We start from the raw sequence: 13,866 nt of genomic DNA, 5'->3' as shown, positions 1-13,866 counted from the left end.
GCCTCGAGCCAACGAGCGGACTCGCAACTGCGCTGGCGCGCCATTTCGATGACGATCCGCTGCGAATGAGCCGCTGGGCATTGGATGCAAGGCCCCGCGACTACGGCGCCTTCGCACCTCAGATTCTGGACGTCGCCAGGTCCGGAGATGCACGCGCGCTTGAAATCGTCTGCGAAGCAGCCGACGCTATTGCGGCGCTCGCGAATACCCTGAGTGCACTCGGCGCCAAGCGGATCGCGCTCGTTGGCGGCTTCGGCGAGCCCCTGCGCCCGTTTCTGCCGCCTGATGTCGCGAAGCTGCTGTTGCGGCCCCGGCGTGACGCGGTCGACGGTGCGATCCTGCTCGCCGGCGGGACCCTCGCGGAGGACGCGTCATGTCCATGACGGTCGAAGCCGCGCCGGGCCAGAAACTCTACCTCGCCGTCGTCGACGCGCTGCGGCGCGAGATCGAGACCGGACGCTTCGCAGAGACGCAACTGCTTCCGGCCGAGCGTGAGCTGTGCGAGTTGCTCGACGTATCGCGCACGACCTTGCGCAAGGCGATTGCCGATCTGATCTCCGAAGGCGTGTTGTATCACCGCCACGGCTCCGGCACTTTCATTCATCGCGCAACCCCGCGCGTCGAACAGCCCTCCTCCCGCCTGACCAGTTTCACCGAAGACATGCGGTTGCGCGGACTGGAGGCGAGCTCGCGCGAGCTCGAACGCGGCGTGTTCCTGCCGACGCCGGAAGAGGCCATGATGCTCGGCGCAAGACCGAACGAGCGCGTGTTCCGGCTCGGCCGCTTGCGGCTTGCCGACGGCTCGCCCATGGCGCTCGAGCGCGCCGCCATCCCGATGCGCTATCTGCCGGAACCGAATGCCGTCGGCGCCTCGCTCTACGAGGCACTCGCCTCGCGCGGCTTCAAGCCGACCCGCGGCCTGCAGCGTTTGCGGGCGACGCTGGTCTGCGACGCGGATGCGGAGCTGCTCGGCGTCGCGCACAACAGTCCGGCGCTCTATATCCAGCGCATCGCCTATCTTGCCGATGGCTCCTGCGTCGAGTTCACGAAATCCTGGTATCGTGCCGATGCCTACGACTTCGTTTCCGAGCTCACTCTGTCGCCGCCGATCCGAAAGGGGCGCCGATGACCAGCTACATGCTTCAGGAGATCGACGAGGCAGCCGGAGCGGTCGCGCGTCAGCTTGCCGACAATACGGAGCGGCTCGCCGAGCTGGGCGCGCGGCTGCGGTCCCTGGATCCGCCGCTCGTGGCGACCATCGCCCGCGGCTCGTCCGATTGCTGCGCGCTCTATCTGAAATATCTGGTCGAAATCGTCTCCGGCATTCCCTGCGCCTCCGTCGGCCCATCGATCGCCACGCTTTATCGCACGCCGATGCGGCTTGCGGGCAGCGTGTCGATCGCGATCTCGCAATCCGGACGCAGCCCTGACATCGTGGATATGCAGCGCGCGGCGCGACGCGGCGGCGCGCTGGCGGTTGCGCTCGTCAATGACGTGGCCTCGCCGCTCGCCACCGAGACTGAAGTGCTGCTGCCGCTGTGCGCGGGCATCGAGCATTCCGTCGCCGCGACCAAGTCAATGGTCGCAGGTCTCGCCGCAGGCGCCGGCCTTGTCGCGGCCTGGCGTGAGGATCGGCAGCTCGCGGACGCCCTTTCCGGTCTGCCGGAGATCCTGCGCGGACAGACGGCGCCGCCGCCGTCAGAGATGCTGGAGCATCTTGCCAGCGCCCGCAATGCTTTCGTGCTCGGCCGCGGCGCGACGCTTGCGATCGCAGCAGAAGCCGCGCTCAAGCTCAAGGAAACTTGCGCCATCCACGCCGAAGCCTATTCGGCGGCCGAAGTGCTGCATGGTCCGGCCGAACTCGTGGACTCCGGCTTTCCGGTCATCGCCTTTGTGCCATCCGACGCGGCCCGGCAGGGCATGCTGCCGGCGCTCGCGGCGCTAACCAATGCGGGCGCGACGGTGATCGCGATCGAGGCCGGGGGCACTGATGATGCCCATCGTCTCGCCACGGCGAAGGTGGAGGCGACATTGCTGGAGCCCGTCGTCATGATCCACCGCTTCTACCGCCTTGCCGAGGCGCTTGCGCGCCGGCTTGGGCGCGATCCGGACCGCCCGCGCAACCTGCGCAAGGTGACGGAGACCATTTGATGATTGTTCTGTCCGGCGCGCGAATTTTCGATGGTAAACGCTTTCACGACGACCACGCAGTCGTCATCGACGCCGCACGCATCTCCGCCATCGTCCCCTACGCCGAGCGGCCGCAGGGCACGTTGCGCGATCTCGGCGGCGGCCTGCTTGCACCCGGCTATATCGATGTGCAGGTCAATGGCGGCGGCGGCGTGCTGTTCAACGACGATCCGACGCCGGAAGGCATCGCCCGCATCGCCGCCGCCCATCGCAAGCACGGCACCGTCGGCCTGCTGCCGACGCTCGTGACCGACGCGCCTGAGGTGATGGCGGCGGCGATTGCCGCCACGCGCGAGGCGCGGCATCTGACCCCGGCGACCCTGGGCATCCATCTCGAAGGACCGTTCCTGGATCCGCGCCGCAAGGGCGCGCATGAGCTCGGATATATCCGTGACCTCGAGCCCGGCGACGTGACGACGATCGCCGAGGCGAATTGCGGCGCGGTGATGCTGACGCTCGCCCCCAATCGGGTCGGCGTAGAGCGCATCGCCGAGCTCGCGCGGCATGGCGTGCTGGTCTCGCTCGGCCACTCCGACGCAAGCTACGCGGAAGCGTGCGCCGCCGTGGACGCAGGCGCGCGCGCGTTCACCCATCTCTACAATGCGATGAGTGCGTCGGCCGGGCGCGAGCCCGGCATGGTCGGCGCCGCGCTCGATCTCGCCGATGCGTTCGTCGGCATCATCGCAGACGGCCACCATGTGCACGACGCAAACCTGCGTATCGCATTCGCCGCCAAGCGGCATGACCGCTTCATGCTGATATCAGATGCGATGCCGCCGGCAGCCGGCGGGCCGGACCAGTTCGATCTGCAGGGACGCCGGGTGAGGAACGTGGATGGCTGTCTGCGGCTTGACGATGGAACGCTCGCGGGATCGGTTTTGACCATGGACGAAGCCGTGCGCTACGCCGTCAAAGTCGCGCAGATCGAGCTCGGCGATGCGCTCGCGATGGCGTCGCGCGTTCCGGCGACGTTTCTGCGGCGCGAGGCGGAGCTCGGCCGCATCGCGCCCGGGCATCTGGCGAGTCTCGTGCATCTCGACGACGACCTGCGGGTGCTCGACACCTGGATCGAGGGCCAGTCGACCGCCGACGGCACAGGTGCTTCGGGCGCCGTTTCGATTGAAAGCGATTGAGCCATGCCATCGCCATCCGTTTCGCCAGCGCCCCCCGTCCGCGTTCTCGTAGTTGGCCTCGGTACCATGGGCACCAGCCACGCCCGTGCCTACAGGGCGATCGACGGATTCGAACTCGCAGGCCTTTGCACCTCCCGCGCAGTCGAACGACATGATCTCGATGCCGAGTTTCGCGGTCTGCCACGTTTCGAGCGATATGACGAGGCGCTCGCGACCCTGCGTCCCGACGCGGTCGCGATCTGCACCTACACCGAGCATCACGCCGCGATGGCTTTGCAGGCGATCGCCGCGGGCGCGCACGTGTTCTGCGAAAAGCCCCTTGCCGACACGCTGAAGGCCGCCAAGGCTGTCGTCAGCGCCGCACGCGCGAGCGGAAAGGCGCTGCTGGTCGGCTATATCCTGCGCGTCCATCCCTCGTGGTCGCGCTTCGTCGAGATCGGCCGCACGCTGGGAAAGCCGCTGGTCATGCGCATGAATCTCAACCAGCAATCGACGGGCTCATTCTGGGAGGTCCACAAGAAGCTGATGCTGTCGACCTCGCCGATCGTCGATTGCGGCGTGCACTATGTCGACATCATGTGCCAGGTGACGCGCGCGCGTCCCGTCATGGTCCACGCGATCGGAGCGCGGCTTACGGACGAGATCGCGCCCGACATGTACAATTACGGCCATCTTCACATCATGTTCGAAGACGGTTCGGTCGGCTGGTACGAGGTCGGCTGGGGACCGATGATGAGCGAGACCGCTCATTTCGTGAAGGACATCATCGGACCCAAAGGTAGCGTGTCGATGATCGCAAAGGAGAGCACGGATACGGCTGCTGGCTCGGCGGACCATGACACGCATACCCGCACCAACGCGCTTCGTATCCATCACGCGGCTCGCGATTCCGAAGGCGGCTTCGCAAGGCCCGACGAGATCCTCTCGACCGAAGACGAGCCAGGCCACCAGGAGCTCTGCGAGCGCGAACAAAGGCTGTTTCTGCAGGCGATCCGCGGCGAGATCGATCTATCCGAGCATCACGAGGCAGCCATCGACTCGCTGAGCATCGTGTTTGCCGCCGACGCCAGCGTTCGAAGCGGCTATCCGCGGGCATGTTAAGCGCGGGATCGGCATTCTCAACAATGAGTCGGGCATTGGTCGCCTGAAGCTCGTCGGATGTGCCGGATGTCCTGTCGAGCACCTCACAGATTTACCCCAAGAAGGTCGGACGTCGCACAGAGGCGCTGAACCTGCCGGAAGACCGTGCGGAGGCCACGGAAAGGTTCTCTTCCTATTCTCCACGATGCGCAGCGTTTCGCGGCCTGATCCGCATCGGCAGCCCGTGGGCCGGACGCAGCGTGATCCTCTGCAGAGGCCAGACTTCTGCGTCCGGAACGAGATCGATCTCGAAACCATGCGTAAGAAATGCGAGCACGATGGTCGCTTCCTGTAACGCGAAGGACGATCCGATACAGGTGCGCGGCCCGACTCCGAAAGGAAGATAGGCGAACCGGGGAATCCTGGTCCTTGCCTCCGGCAGGAACCGGCTGGGATCGAAAACCTCCGGCCTATCCCAAAGCGCTTCATGCCGGTGCAGCACGTAGGGTGCGATGACGATCAGCGATCCGGCTCTCACGTCGAAAGACCCGATGCGGTCGGGCTCATTTGGGGTTCTGCTGAGGGCAGCGATGGATGGATAGAGCCGCAGCGCTTCCTCCACGACCGCGCGCGTAACGATCAAGCGATCGGCCAGCCCTTCGGCCGGGCCGCTCAACTCGCGCCGGGCCTCCTCTTGCACACGCATGCTCCATTCCGGTGCCTGCGACAGCAGAAAGAGTGACCAAGCAAGGGCATTCGCCGTCGTCTCGTGACCCGCGGAGAGGAAGGTGAGGATATTCGACCGGACTTCTCTCAATGACATCGGCTTGCCGGTGGAAGGATCGAGCGCGCCCAAGAGCAGGGCCAGAAGGTCCTTCGAGTCCTCCTCCTGTGCGCTACAAGCCAGTCTGTGCCGCCTGGTTTCGATGATGTCATCGATCACGCCTTCGAAGTAGACCATCGTCCGCGTTAGGCGAGTGCGCCCGGGGCGAGGCACGAAGTCGGGCACACCGAACAGATCCATCACGCCTATGCGGCCGACCGCACCGAAATAGTCGTTCATGGCCGCGCGGAATTCTTCGATATCGTCGCCGATCCCGTCTGAAAAAATCGTGAGTGCCAACACGCTGAGCGTAAGCGAGGTCATTTCCGCGGTGGCATCGATCAGCGCGCCGGGCCCCAGCTCCCGCCAGCTGTCGGAAAGCCGCTTCGCGGCCTTCAGCATCGCCCGACCGAAGGAGACAACCGTGCGACGGGCGAAGAGCGGCGCCAGCGTACGGCGTTGAACCTCCCACCGCTCGCCTTCGACGCTCAACAGGCCGTCGGCGAGACCTTTCGACAGAATCCGGCGCTGGATTGAATCTTTCCGGTAGTTAGCCGCATTGTCGAGCAGCACGTATTTGATGGCCGATGGGTCATGGATCAGAAGCGCGTCCACGAACGGCAGCCGCGGTTTGACAACAGGCTCGCGGAAAACCTCGGCGGTCCAACACTCGAGCGGATTTCGCTTCATCCTAGCGAGCAGATCGAGAAGCCCAAGCCGTTCGGGCGGCTCGGGTGCGGGCGGTCGGTATTCGAACGTGCGGTTCAACATGACGCGTTAAAACGGGAAAAAATGGCAATTCGTTCCAATTCCCGGAACTTTGCGGGCAACAAAGTTTCGTTCGCCATATGTATGGCAGAAGATCGGAAGGAAAAAAATGCTTCCGACCAGCGGAGCCGCGACTCCGGTACCAACCGAAGCATTTGCGCAGTCCGCTTGGTCAGATCACAGGAACCGGGTGCCCAACCGTCCAGATCGAGCCGTATCAGAATCAAGACCTGCGTAACCGGGTGCAACCGGCCCTAGGACGCGATTCCGACTCCCGGATTGCCGCAGCCTCGAACATTGTTGCGATGACGTCGGGCTGCGGCATGGTTTGGCCCTTCGGGATCGGCAGTGCGCTATCGTCGTACGCCACCTCGCCAAACCGACGGTCCGATGCGCCCGTCCTCCCGCCCGACGGCATGCTATGCTTGCGGTCTGAACCGCAATTTTACTATTCTAGATGCGCGTGCCCGTGTCTCAGTCCTCCACGACACGTCGATCCGGACTTGGGACTGTCGCAAATTTCGACCGGCAGCTGGGTCGGGCGCGATCTCCAAGAAGCATCGAACTTACGGAGCAAGACTGTGTCCGACCCGCAAAGCTTCCCCATCGAAAAGATCCGCGTTCCCGAGATGAAGCGGAAAGCTCTCAAACCCGAGGTGGTTCAAGACATCGCGGGAAGCATTCTGGACATCGGACAACAGGACGCCATTCTCGTCCGGCGTGAGAAGGACCACTTCGTTCTGGTCGAGGGGCTTCATCGGTTGGAAGCGTGCAAGGCGCTCGGCGAACGCGCCATCATCGGACGGTTGATTTCGGCCGAGGCGGCACGTCAGACGCCGCACCCATCTCAAGCTGCAGACGCAGAACGCCAGAAAATGGAGCGGCTGAGGAAACTCCGCCTCGAAAAAGAGGCGGCGGAGCTTGCCGAAACGTCGAGAACCGCCTCCCAAGCGGAAGCTGCAACGCACAAGCGAGAGCACCCGAACAAGACGGTCGGGAGCAACCTCATCGCAGCATCGAAACAATCGCGCTCCGCGCATTCCGGATCGACACTCCGGACGTTGTCGGACTGGATCAAGCAACAAGAGCGCAGTGGCGGTCGATATTGACCATTCACCGCGCGACTGCTCTGCCTTACCTGCATTCCGATGTTCAATTCATTCAACGGCAATCCGTCAGGAGGATCAGCGCAGCATGATCCGCCGCGTCCGCGCGCGCTGCCGCTAATAACCACTCGACGTGGGAGACATACCAGGTTGCGGCGCAAGATTTGTTTCAGCTAGGTGAGTGGCGCACTATGTTCCTCGCAAACGGCCGACGGAGGAGACCACATGACCGGCGCCACAATCCGACTCACCATGGCCCAGGCCCTGGTGCGATGGCTGACTGAGCAGTTCACCGAAATCGACGGTGTTCGCGTGCCCCTGTTCGCCGGCGTCTTCGGCATTTTTGGACATGGGAATGTGACCTGCCTGTCCGAGGCGCTGGAGACGATGCAGGATCGTCTGCCCACCTGGCGCGGGCAGAACGAGCAGTCGATGGCGTTGGCGGCGATTGGTTTCGCCAAGGCCAAGCTCCGGCGGCAAATCATGATAGCCACGTCGTCGATCGGCCCCGGAGCCCTGAATATGGTGACGGCGGCGGGAACGGCCCATGCAAACCGCTTGCCGGTTCTTCTCATCGCCGGTGATACGTTCACCAACCGGCTGCCCGATCCGGTTCTCCAGCAGGCCGAGCATTTTGGCGACCCAACCGTCACTGTGAACGACGCGTTCAAGGCGGTCACCCGCTATTGGGATCGCATCACCCATCCGGCGCAGATCATCTCTTCGCTCCCGCAGGCCGTGGCCGCCATGCTCGATCCGGCCGACTGCGGCCCGGCATTCCTCGCTCTGCCACAGGACACCCAGGAGGTGGCATTCGATTATCCCGAGGTTTTCTTCGAACCTCGAACCTGGACCATTCCGCGTCCGCGTCCCGACCGCCGGAAACTCGCGGAAGCAGCCGCGCTGCTCAAGACCGCGAAGAAGCCGATCCTCATCTCCGGAGGCGGCGTGCGCTACTCGCTGGCAGGACATGTCGTTGCGGATTTTGCGGTCAAGCATGGAATTCCGATTGTCGAGACGGTCGCCGGCAAGGGCGCGGTGACCCACTATCACCCGGCCCATGCGGGACCGATCGGAATCATCGGCTCAACCTCGGCAAACGCGCTCGCAGCCGAAGCCGACGTGATCCTTGCGGTAGGGACACGTCTCCAGGATTTCACGACAGGATCATGGACTGCTTTCAGCCCGGACGCGCGCTTCATCTCGATCAACGCCGCCAGGTTCGATGCGGTGAAGCATCGCGCACTGGCGGTGGTGGGCGACGCGCTGGAGACGGTTACAGAGCTCGATGCGGAGCTCGGCGCCTGGCGCGTCGATCCAGCCTACATGGCGCGTGCTCAGATGCTCTTTAGGGAGTGGGACGCGCTGCTCGAGTCATTGCAAGCTCCCAGTAATGCAGCGGTGCCGACCTACGCGCAGATAGTCCAGGTCGTGAATGCGTCCGCCGGCGAAAGAGACACTTTGATTTCAGCCGCCGGGGGGCTGCCCGGCGAAGTGGCAAAAGGCTGGCGCGTCAAGGCGCCGAACAGCTTTGACCTTGAGTTCGGCTTCTCTTGCATGGGTTACGAGGTCGCGGCTGGTTGGGGCCATGCGATCGCCAATTCCGGTGCCGGCGGACTCGGCGGCACGCCGATCGTGATGGTCGGTGACGGCACCTATCTGATGATGAACTCCGACATCTACTCGACGGTCCTGAGCGGTCACAAGATGATCGTCGTGGTCTGTGACAATGGCGGGTTTGCGGTGATCAACCGATTGCAACAAGCCAAAGGCGTGCCAGGCTTCAACAATCTATTGACCGATTGTCGCGTTCAGAATCGCGACACCCCCCTCCACGTTGACTTTGCCAAGCACGCCGAGGCCATGGGGGCGGCTGCACGGCATTGCGAGAGCCTTGCCGACCTCGTTGCCGCGCTCGAATGGGCCAAAGGCAACGACCGTACCACCGTGCTTTCGATCGCCTCGGACGCGTATTCCTGGGTGCCGGGCGATGCCGACTGGGATGTCGGCGTACCCCAAATATCCTCGCGCGAGGCGGTTCGAAGCGCGCGCAAGCAGCAGGAAGATATCCGCGCGAAACAGCGCATCGGAGTTTGATGATCCATGAAGGCGAAACTTGGAATTGCGCCCATTGCCTGGTGGAACGACGATCTTGCCGAGCTGTCCGATGACGTGAGTCTGGAGGAGTGCTTGCGCCAGGCGAGCGTCGCCGGCTTTACGGGAATGGAGACCGGGCGGCGTTTCCCCATGAACATGGAGGAGCTCGGGCCGATACTCGCCCGATTCGGCATTTCCATCTGCGGCGGCTGGTTCTCCGGTCGGTTGCTCGACGGCGACATCGAACGGGAAAAGGACCGCGTTCGCGCCCAGATGGACTTCTTCATTGCTGCGAAGGCGCCCTGCATCGTCTATGGCGAAACTGCGCGCTCGATCCAGGGTGTTCGATCCGCGCCGCTCGATACCAAACCCAAACTTTCGGAGGAGGAGATCAAGGCATACGGACGCAAGATGACCGACTTCGCGGAGTGGTGTGCCGGGCAGAGAATGCCGATCTCCTACCATCATCACATGGCTGCGGCGATCGAAACCGAAGCTGAGCTCGACCTGCTCATGGCGAATTCGGGTGAGGCGTTACCGTTGTTGTTCGATGCTGGCCACATGGCTTTTGCCGGCGGCAACGTCTTGCGTGTCATCGACAAACATCATTCCCGCATCAGCCATGTGCACACCAAAGACGTCCGCGGCAGCGTTATCGACAAGCTCGACCGCAAACAAGAGAGCTTCCTCGACGCGGTGGTGAAGGGGGCGTTCACCGTCCCGGGCGACGGCTCGCTCGACTTTGCTGCGATCATCGACCGCCTCGCGTCCTATGGATACGAGGGGTGGTTCGTCGTCGAGGCTGAGCAGGATCCGAAGATCAGTCCCCCGCTCGAGATGGCCAGGAAAGGCCACGCGGAACTAATGCGTTTGATGGCGTCGGCCGGATACGAAGTCGTGCAATGAACCGGACGGACCGGATGGCGGCGTACTCGAAGAAGCGCTCAGCTCTCGCCCTGCCTTCGCGAATCATTTTGGCGCGAGGTTGGGAGTGGAGGTGAGATGAGCATCGGGATAGGGATCTTGATGCCGACGCGGCTCGGGCGCAGGCTGTTGCCTCCGAAGCGGCCGTCTTTTCGGATCCTTTAATCGTTAATCGCGTCGGATCAGATCGACGCGATCGTGATTGCATCGCCCGACGCCACACACGCTACGCTAACACGCGCTCGACGACTGGCTTTTTGAGGGGAAGACGCGATATCCTAGCGTTCGAGCCGTTCTACTTGCCGGTAACGGTTGGAATCCGCGGGTTGACGTCGTTTTTCTGTGGTCTCGCTGCCAGTGCTACCGTCAAGGGCTGGGCGAGGCACATAGGAGCAGCAAGTGAACGCGAAAACGTGTATTCATGCACGGGAGGAAATGGTGGCGATCAAATTCGCATTGCTCGGGTGCGGGCGCATTGGCGTCTTGCACGCCCGTAATCTTGCCAAGGCCGACGGAGCTCGCCTCGAGACCGTATTCGATCCAAACACAGCTGCCGCTGAAGCGGTCGCCAGAGCGCATGGCTGCGGGGTCTCCGCAAGCGTGCAGGATGCGATTAGTAGGGCCGACGCGGTTCTCATTGCGACGTCGACTGCAACGCATGCCGATCTGATCGAACTCGCGGCAAAGGCCGGCAAGGCGATTTTATGTGAGAAGCCGATTGATCTCAGTCTCGGTCGGGTGCGAGCATGCCGCAAGGCCATTGAAGGCTGCAACGTACCGATTCAGATTGGCTTCAATCGCCGCTTCGACCCCGGGCACCGAGCTGCGCGCGACGCTTGTGCCGCCGGCAAGATCGGAAAGCTCGAGCAGGTGATTATCACGTCGCGTGATCCCGGGATGCCGCCGCGAGATTACACTGCGGTCTCGGGCGGCATCTTCCGTGACATGACGATTCATGATTTCGACGTGGCTCGATTCATGTTGAACGACGAGCCGACAGAGGTCCTCGCGGCCGGCAGCGCGCTTGTTGATCCTACCATCGGACCGGATTTCGGCGACTACGACTCCGTTATGGTGATCATGCGCACTGCTGACGGAAAGCTGTGCCACATCAACAACTCTCGACGAGCCGCCTTTGGCTACGACCAGCGGATCGAGCTCTTTGGCAGCGATGGGATGGTCATCTCCGACAACAAGAAGGCGCATGAGCTGAAGTTTTACGGCTCGACCACAACTGAAGCGGCTGAGCCGTACCTCGACTTCTTTATCCAGCGCTACGCGGAGGCATATGAGGCCGAGATCGCGGCGTTCATTGCCGCCGTTCGCGACGCTACGCCGATCCAGGCGACTTTCGATGATGGATACCGCGCGCTCATGCTCGCGGAGGCGGCGGTCGAGTCCGCCAGGACCGGCAAGACGGTCGAGGTCTCTAATATCGCATGAAGTTGATCTTGCCTCCGGGCGTCGAATAGCAGCAGCGTCAAGCTACACAGGGTCTCACAGCCGAGCGTGCCAGAACCGACCGTTGGATAACGTGTATGACTTCGATGCTTGGGAAGATCGCGATTGTCACGGGCGGTACGCAGGGGCTTGGTGCTGCCATCGATACCTGCATCGCCAAGTAGTTCGGGACGGCTGCGGGTGAGAGAGCCTGGCCCGCTGATCGCCGTGCTGCTCGCTGGCGCCCTACCGCGCGAGCGGTTTAGTCCTGTGGCCCGTAGCCGACCTAGGCGCGGACGGGCGCAGATTGATTTTCGAGGCCCTAAGCTGCCTTCGCTCAAGCGAGCGCGATCAACCTACGCAACGACGATCCTGTGAGTCTCACGCCTGCATCGAGGAGGCTGTTCTATCCCGCTTCGTCGATCTGTTAGACCTGTTCCGACCCATTGTGCCTTTAGCGAGGGTGAACGCGACGCACTCCTGGATGTGGCGGGCGAGTACGTCCTTAGCTGTGCGGACGTCACGCTTGAGTGCACACTCGAGCAGCGCGCGATGCTCACGCGCGGTCACCTCGCCGCGGAAGACGACGGCAATGATCAGATACCGCAAGTATTTGTCGAAAACTGCCGAATGCGTGTCGAGTAGCACTTTCGAGCCACAGGCCGACAGCAGCGCGTGGTGAAATTCGAAATCGTAGCGCTTCCAGACGTCGGCGCCCGTGCGGTTGCCCGAGAGCATGCGCGCTTCGACGACAGAAAGCTTGTGGTGCGCGGCTACGACCCGCCCTTCCCAGTCCATATCTCCGCCGGCGAACGACGCCTCAAGGGCATGGCTCTCCAAAAGCTGGCGTAGGTTCGCCACCTCCCTGAAGTTCTGAACCGAGATGGGCGCCACCTCGAAGCCGCGCGCGCCTTCGGCAACGATCAGTCCTTCCGAAGTCAGCCGGTTCAGGAGCTCGCGTAGCGTGCTGACACTGACGCCGTAGCTTTCCTTCAGAGCGTCGAGCTTGAGCCTTTGCGAGGGCTCCAGAGTTCCAGCGATGATGTCGTCCCGGATCCGGCGATAGGCTTTCTCACCAGCCGTTTCGGCGGCAGTCCGGCGCTGGTCTACGTGCATCAATCACCTGATGATCAGCCATTCATATGATACTTACATATTTGACCATTGAACTGGCAATCGCAAGAGGGATAATTCGTCAACAGAAACCATAAAAGCACTTCCGGGAGGACTACCAATGACGATGTCCTATTCGCGCCGTCGCGTTTTGGCCGCCGGCGCCTCCATGCTCGCCGCCGCAACGATCATCCCGACTGCCGCGCGCGCCGCGACGAAGCTGCGCTTCAGCTCCGCCTTTACCGAGACCGACCTGCGGGCGCAGGCCTACAAGGAATTCGCCGCCGCAATCAAAGACCAGTTCGACTTCGAACCTTATTGGGGCAACACCCTGTTCAAGCAGGGCGCCGAGCTGGTCGCGCTCCAGCGCGACAATCTCGACCTGTGCAACCTTGCGCCCGCCGACATTTCCAAGCAGATCCCGGCCTGGTCGTTGCTGACTTCCGCGTTCCTCTTCCGCGACGCCGATCACATGGCGAAAACGTTCAAGAGCGACATCGGCAAGAGCTTCATCAAGATGGCCAAGGACCAGCTCGGCATCCAGGTCATCACGCCGGTCTATTTCGGCTCGCGCAGCGTCAACCTGAAGCCGGCGAAAGAGATCAAGACGCCCGCCGACATGGCCGGCATCAAGCTGCGCATGCCGCCAGGCGAGTTCTGGCAATTTCTCGGCGAGTCGCTTGGCGCCAACCCGACGCCGGTCGCCTACGCCGAGCTCTACACGGCGCTGCAGACGGGCACCGTCGACGGTCAGGACAATCCGGTCGTCGCCTCGAAGCTGATGAAGTTCGACGAGGTGACCACGCAGTTCGTCCTCACAAAGCACGTCATCGCTTACGACGTGATGGTCATCCGCTCGAAAATCTGGGACGCCATGAACTCAGCGCAGCAAGCGGCATTTCAGGCCGCCGCGGACAAGATGTCGGCGGAGAACATCAAGCGCTTCGACTTGCAGGAGGCCGAGACGCTCGAGTACTTCAAGAATGAGGGCAAGAAGGTCTACACGCCGGACGTGGCCGCCTTCCGGACTTACGCCCAGAAAAAGTACGTCGACAAGTACGGCAAGGATTGGCCGAAGGGCGCGCTCGAGGCCGTCAACGCGATCACGTGAGGCAAGCTTCCCTTCCGCGGACGATCGGTAGGTATTCCCGGTTCGGCCGTCTGCCATTGAGGCTTGCTCCGACACGCCCAG

General features: G+C 62.7%; 11 protein-coding genes and 1 pseudogene. 10 read left to right on the top strand and 2 right to left on the bottom strand.

Features of this window, described 5'->3' with window-relative positions:
• The 5 genes and pseudogenes from WA702_RS20500 to WA702_RS20480 all read left to right on the top strand — a co-directional run.
• A pseudogene (locus WA702_RS20500) lies at window positions 1-383 on the top strand (N-acetylglucosamine kinase); the annotation flags it as partial.
• Window positions 374-1,129 carry a GntR family transcriptional regulator gene (locus WA702_RS20495; protein ID WP_425112370.1) on the top strand — a complete coding sequence of 252 codons (756 nt, stop codon included), beginning with the start codon at window positions 374-376 and terminating at the stop codon, window positions 1,127-1,129. The pseudogene WA702_RS20500 and the gene WA702_RS20495, both read left to right, overlap by 10 nt.
• The gene (locus tag WA702_RS20490) at window positions 1,126-2,151 is read left to right on the top strand and encodes an SIS domain-containing protein (protein WP_425112369.1); all 1,026 of its coding nucleotides are present in this window, start codon (window positions 1,126-1,128) and stop codon (window positions 2,149-2,151) included. Before WA702_RS20495 ends, WA702_RS20490 begins: the two co-directional genes overlap by 4 nt.
• Window positions 2,151-3,323, top strand: a complete 1,173-nt coding sequence (gene nagA, locus WA702_RS20485; RefSeq protein WP_425112367.1) for an N-acetylglucosamine-6-phosphate deacetylase — start codon at window positions 2,151-2,153, stop codon at window positions 3,321-3,323. The genes WA702_RS20490 and nagA overlap by 1 nt, the downstream gene beginning before the upstream one ends.
• A 3-nt stretch (window positions 3,324-3,326) precedes the next feature.
• On the top strand, window positions 3,327-4,424 hold the full coding sequence (locus tag WA702_RS20480) for a Gfo/Idh/MocA family protein (protein WP_425112366.1): 1,098 nt from the start codon (window positions 3,327-3,329) through the stop codon (window positions 4,422-4,424).
• Window positions 4,425-4,596: 172 nt separating this feature from the next.
• Here WA702_RS20480 and WA702_RS20475 read toward each other — a convergent pair whose 3' ends face one another.
• Complete coding sequence (locus tag WA702_RS20475; RefSeq protein ID WP_425112365.1) at window positions 4,597-5,997, bottom strand: cytochrome P450; 1,401 nt, start codon at window positions 5,995-5,997, stop codon at window positions 4,597-4,599.
• Between the two features lie 578 nt (window positions 5,998-6,575).
• Between WA702_RS20475 and WA702_RS20470 the strand changes: the two genes are divergently transcribed.
• The 4 genes from WA702_RS20470 (at window position 6,576) to iolG (ending at window position 11,564) form a co-directional block, all read left to right on the top strand.
• Window positions 6,576-7,103 carry a ParB N-terminal domain-containing protein gene (locus WA702_RS20470; RefSeq protein WP_425112372.1) on the top strand — a complete coding sequence of 176 codons (528 nt, stop codon included), beginning with the start codon at window positions 6,576-6,578 and terminating at the stop codon, window positions 7,101-7,103.
• 222 nt (window positions 7,104-7,325) lie between these two features.
• Window positions 7,326-9,197 (top strand): 3D-(3,5/4)-trihydroxycyclohexane-1,2-dione acylhydrolase (decyclizing), encoded by a 1,872-nt coding sequence (iolD, locus tag WA702_RS20465; RefSeq protein WP_425112364.1) that lies wholly within the window; start codon window positions 7,326-7,328, stop codon window positions 9,195-9,197.
• A 6-nt stretch (window positions 9,198-9,203) separates the two neighbouring features.
• Window positions 9,204-10,103, top strand: coding sequence for a myo-inosose-2 dehydratase (gene iolE / locus WA702_RS20460; RefSeq protein WP_425112363.1), 900 nt, complete (start codon window positions 9,204-9,206; stop codon window positions 10,101-10,103).
• Window positions 10,104-10,559: 456 nt separating this feature from the next.
• Entirely contained in the window at window positions 10,560-11,564 is a 1,005-nt protein-coding gene (gene iolG, locus WA702_RS20455) for an inositol 2-dehydrogenase (RefSeq protein ID WP_425112371.1), read from the top strand.
• Between the two features lie 378 nt (window positions 11,565-11,942).
• On the opposite strand, the gene WA702_RS20450 is transcribed toward iolG, so the two are convergent.
• The gene (locus tag WA702_RS20450) at window positions 11,943-12,677 is read right to left on the bottom strand and encodes a GntR family transcriptional regulator (protein WP_425112362.1); all 735 of its coding nucleotides are present in this window, start codon (window positions 12,675-12,677) and stop codon (window positions 11,943-11,945) included.
• Window positions 12,678-12,795: 118 nt separating this feature from the next.
• Between WA702_RS20450 and dctP the strand changes: the two genes are divergently transcribed.
• The gene (dctP, locus tag WA702_RS20445; RefSeq protein ID WP_425112361.1) at window positions 12,796-13,785 is read left to right on the top strand and encodes a TRAP transporter substrate-binding protein DctP; all 990 of its coding nucleotides are present in this window, start codon (window positions 12,796-12,798) and stop codon (window positions 13,783-13,785) included.
• Window positions 13,786-13,866 lie beyond the last annotated feature (81 nt).

This window comes from Bradyrhizobium sp., assembly GCF_049798375.1.
Lineage (GTDB): Bacteria > Pseudomonadota > Alphaproteobacteria > Rhizobiales > Xanthobacteraceae > Bradyrhizobium.
The sequence above is the reverse complement of the archived record's forward strand: the minus strand, read 5'-3'. Positions and strand labels throughout refer to the sequence as shown.

Coding starts and splice junctions, on each gene's coding strand:
- WA702_RS20495 (WP_425112370.1), top strand. CDS start 374: ATGTCCATGACGGTCGAAGCCGCGCCGGGCCAGAAACTCTACCTCGCC.
- WA702_RS20490 (WP_425112369.1), top strand. CDS start 1,126: ATGACCAGCTACATGCTTCAGGAGATCGACGAGGCAGCCGGAGCGGTC.
- nagA (WP_425112367.1), top strand. CDS start 2,151: ATGATTGTTCTGTCCGGCGCGCGAATTTTCGATGGTAAACGCTTTCAC.
- WA702_RS20480 (WP_425112366.1), top strand. CDS start 3,327: ATGCCATCGCCATCCGTTTCGCCAGCGCCCCCCGTCCGCGTTCTCGTA.
- WA702_RS20475 (WP_425112365.1), bottom strand. CDS start 5,997: ATGTTGAACCGCACGTTCGAATACCGACCGCCCGCACCCGAGCCGCCC.
- iolD (WP_425112364.1), top strand. CDS start 7,326: ATGACCGGCGCCACAATCCGACTCACCATGGCCCAGGCCCTGGTGCGA.
- iolE (WP_425112363.1), top strand. CDS start 9,204: ATGAAGGCGAAACTTGGAATTGCGCCCATTGCCTGGTGGAACGACGAT.
- WA702_RS20450 (WP_425112362.1), bottom strand. CDS start 12,677: ATGCACGTAGACCAGCGCCGGACTGCCGCCGAAACGGCTGGTGAGAAA.
- dctP (WP_425112361.1), top strand. CDS start 12,796: ATGACGATGTCCTATTCGCGCCGTCGCGTTTTGGCCGCCGGCGCCTCC.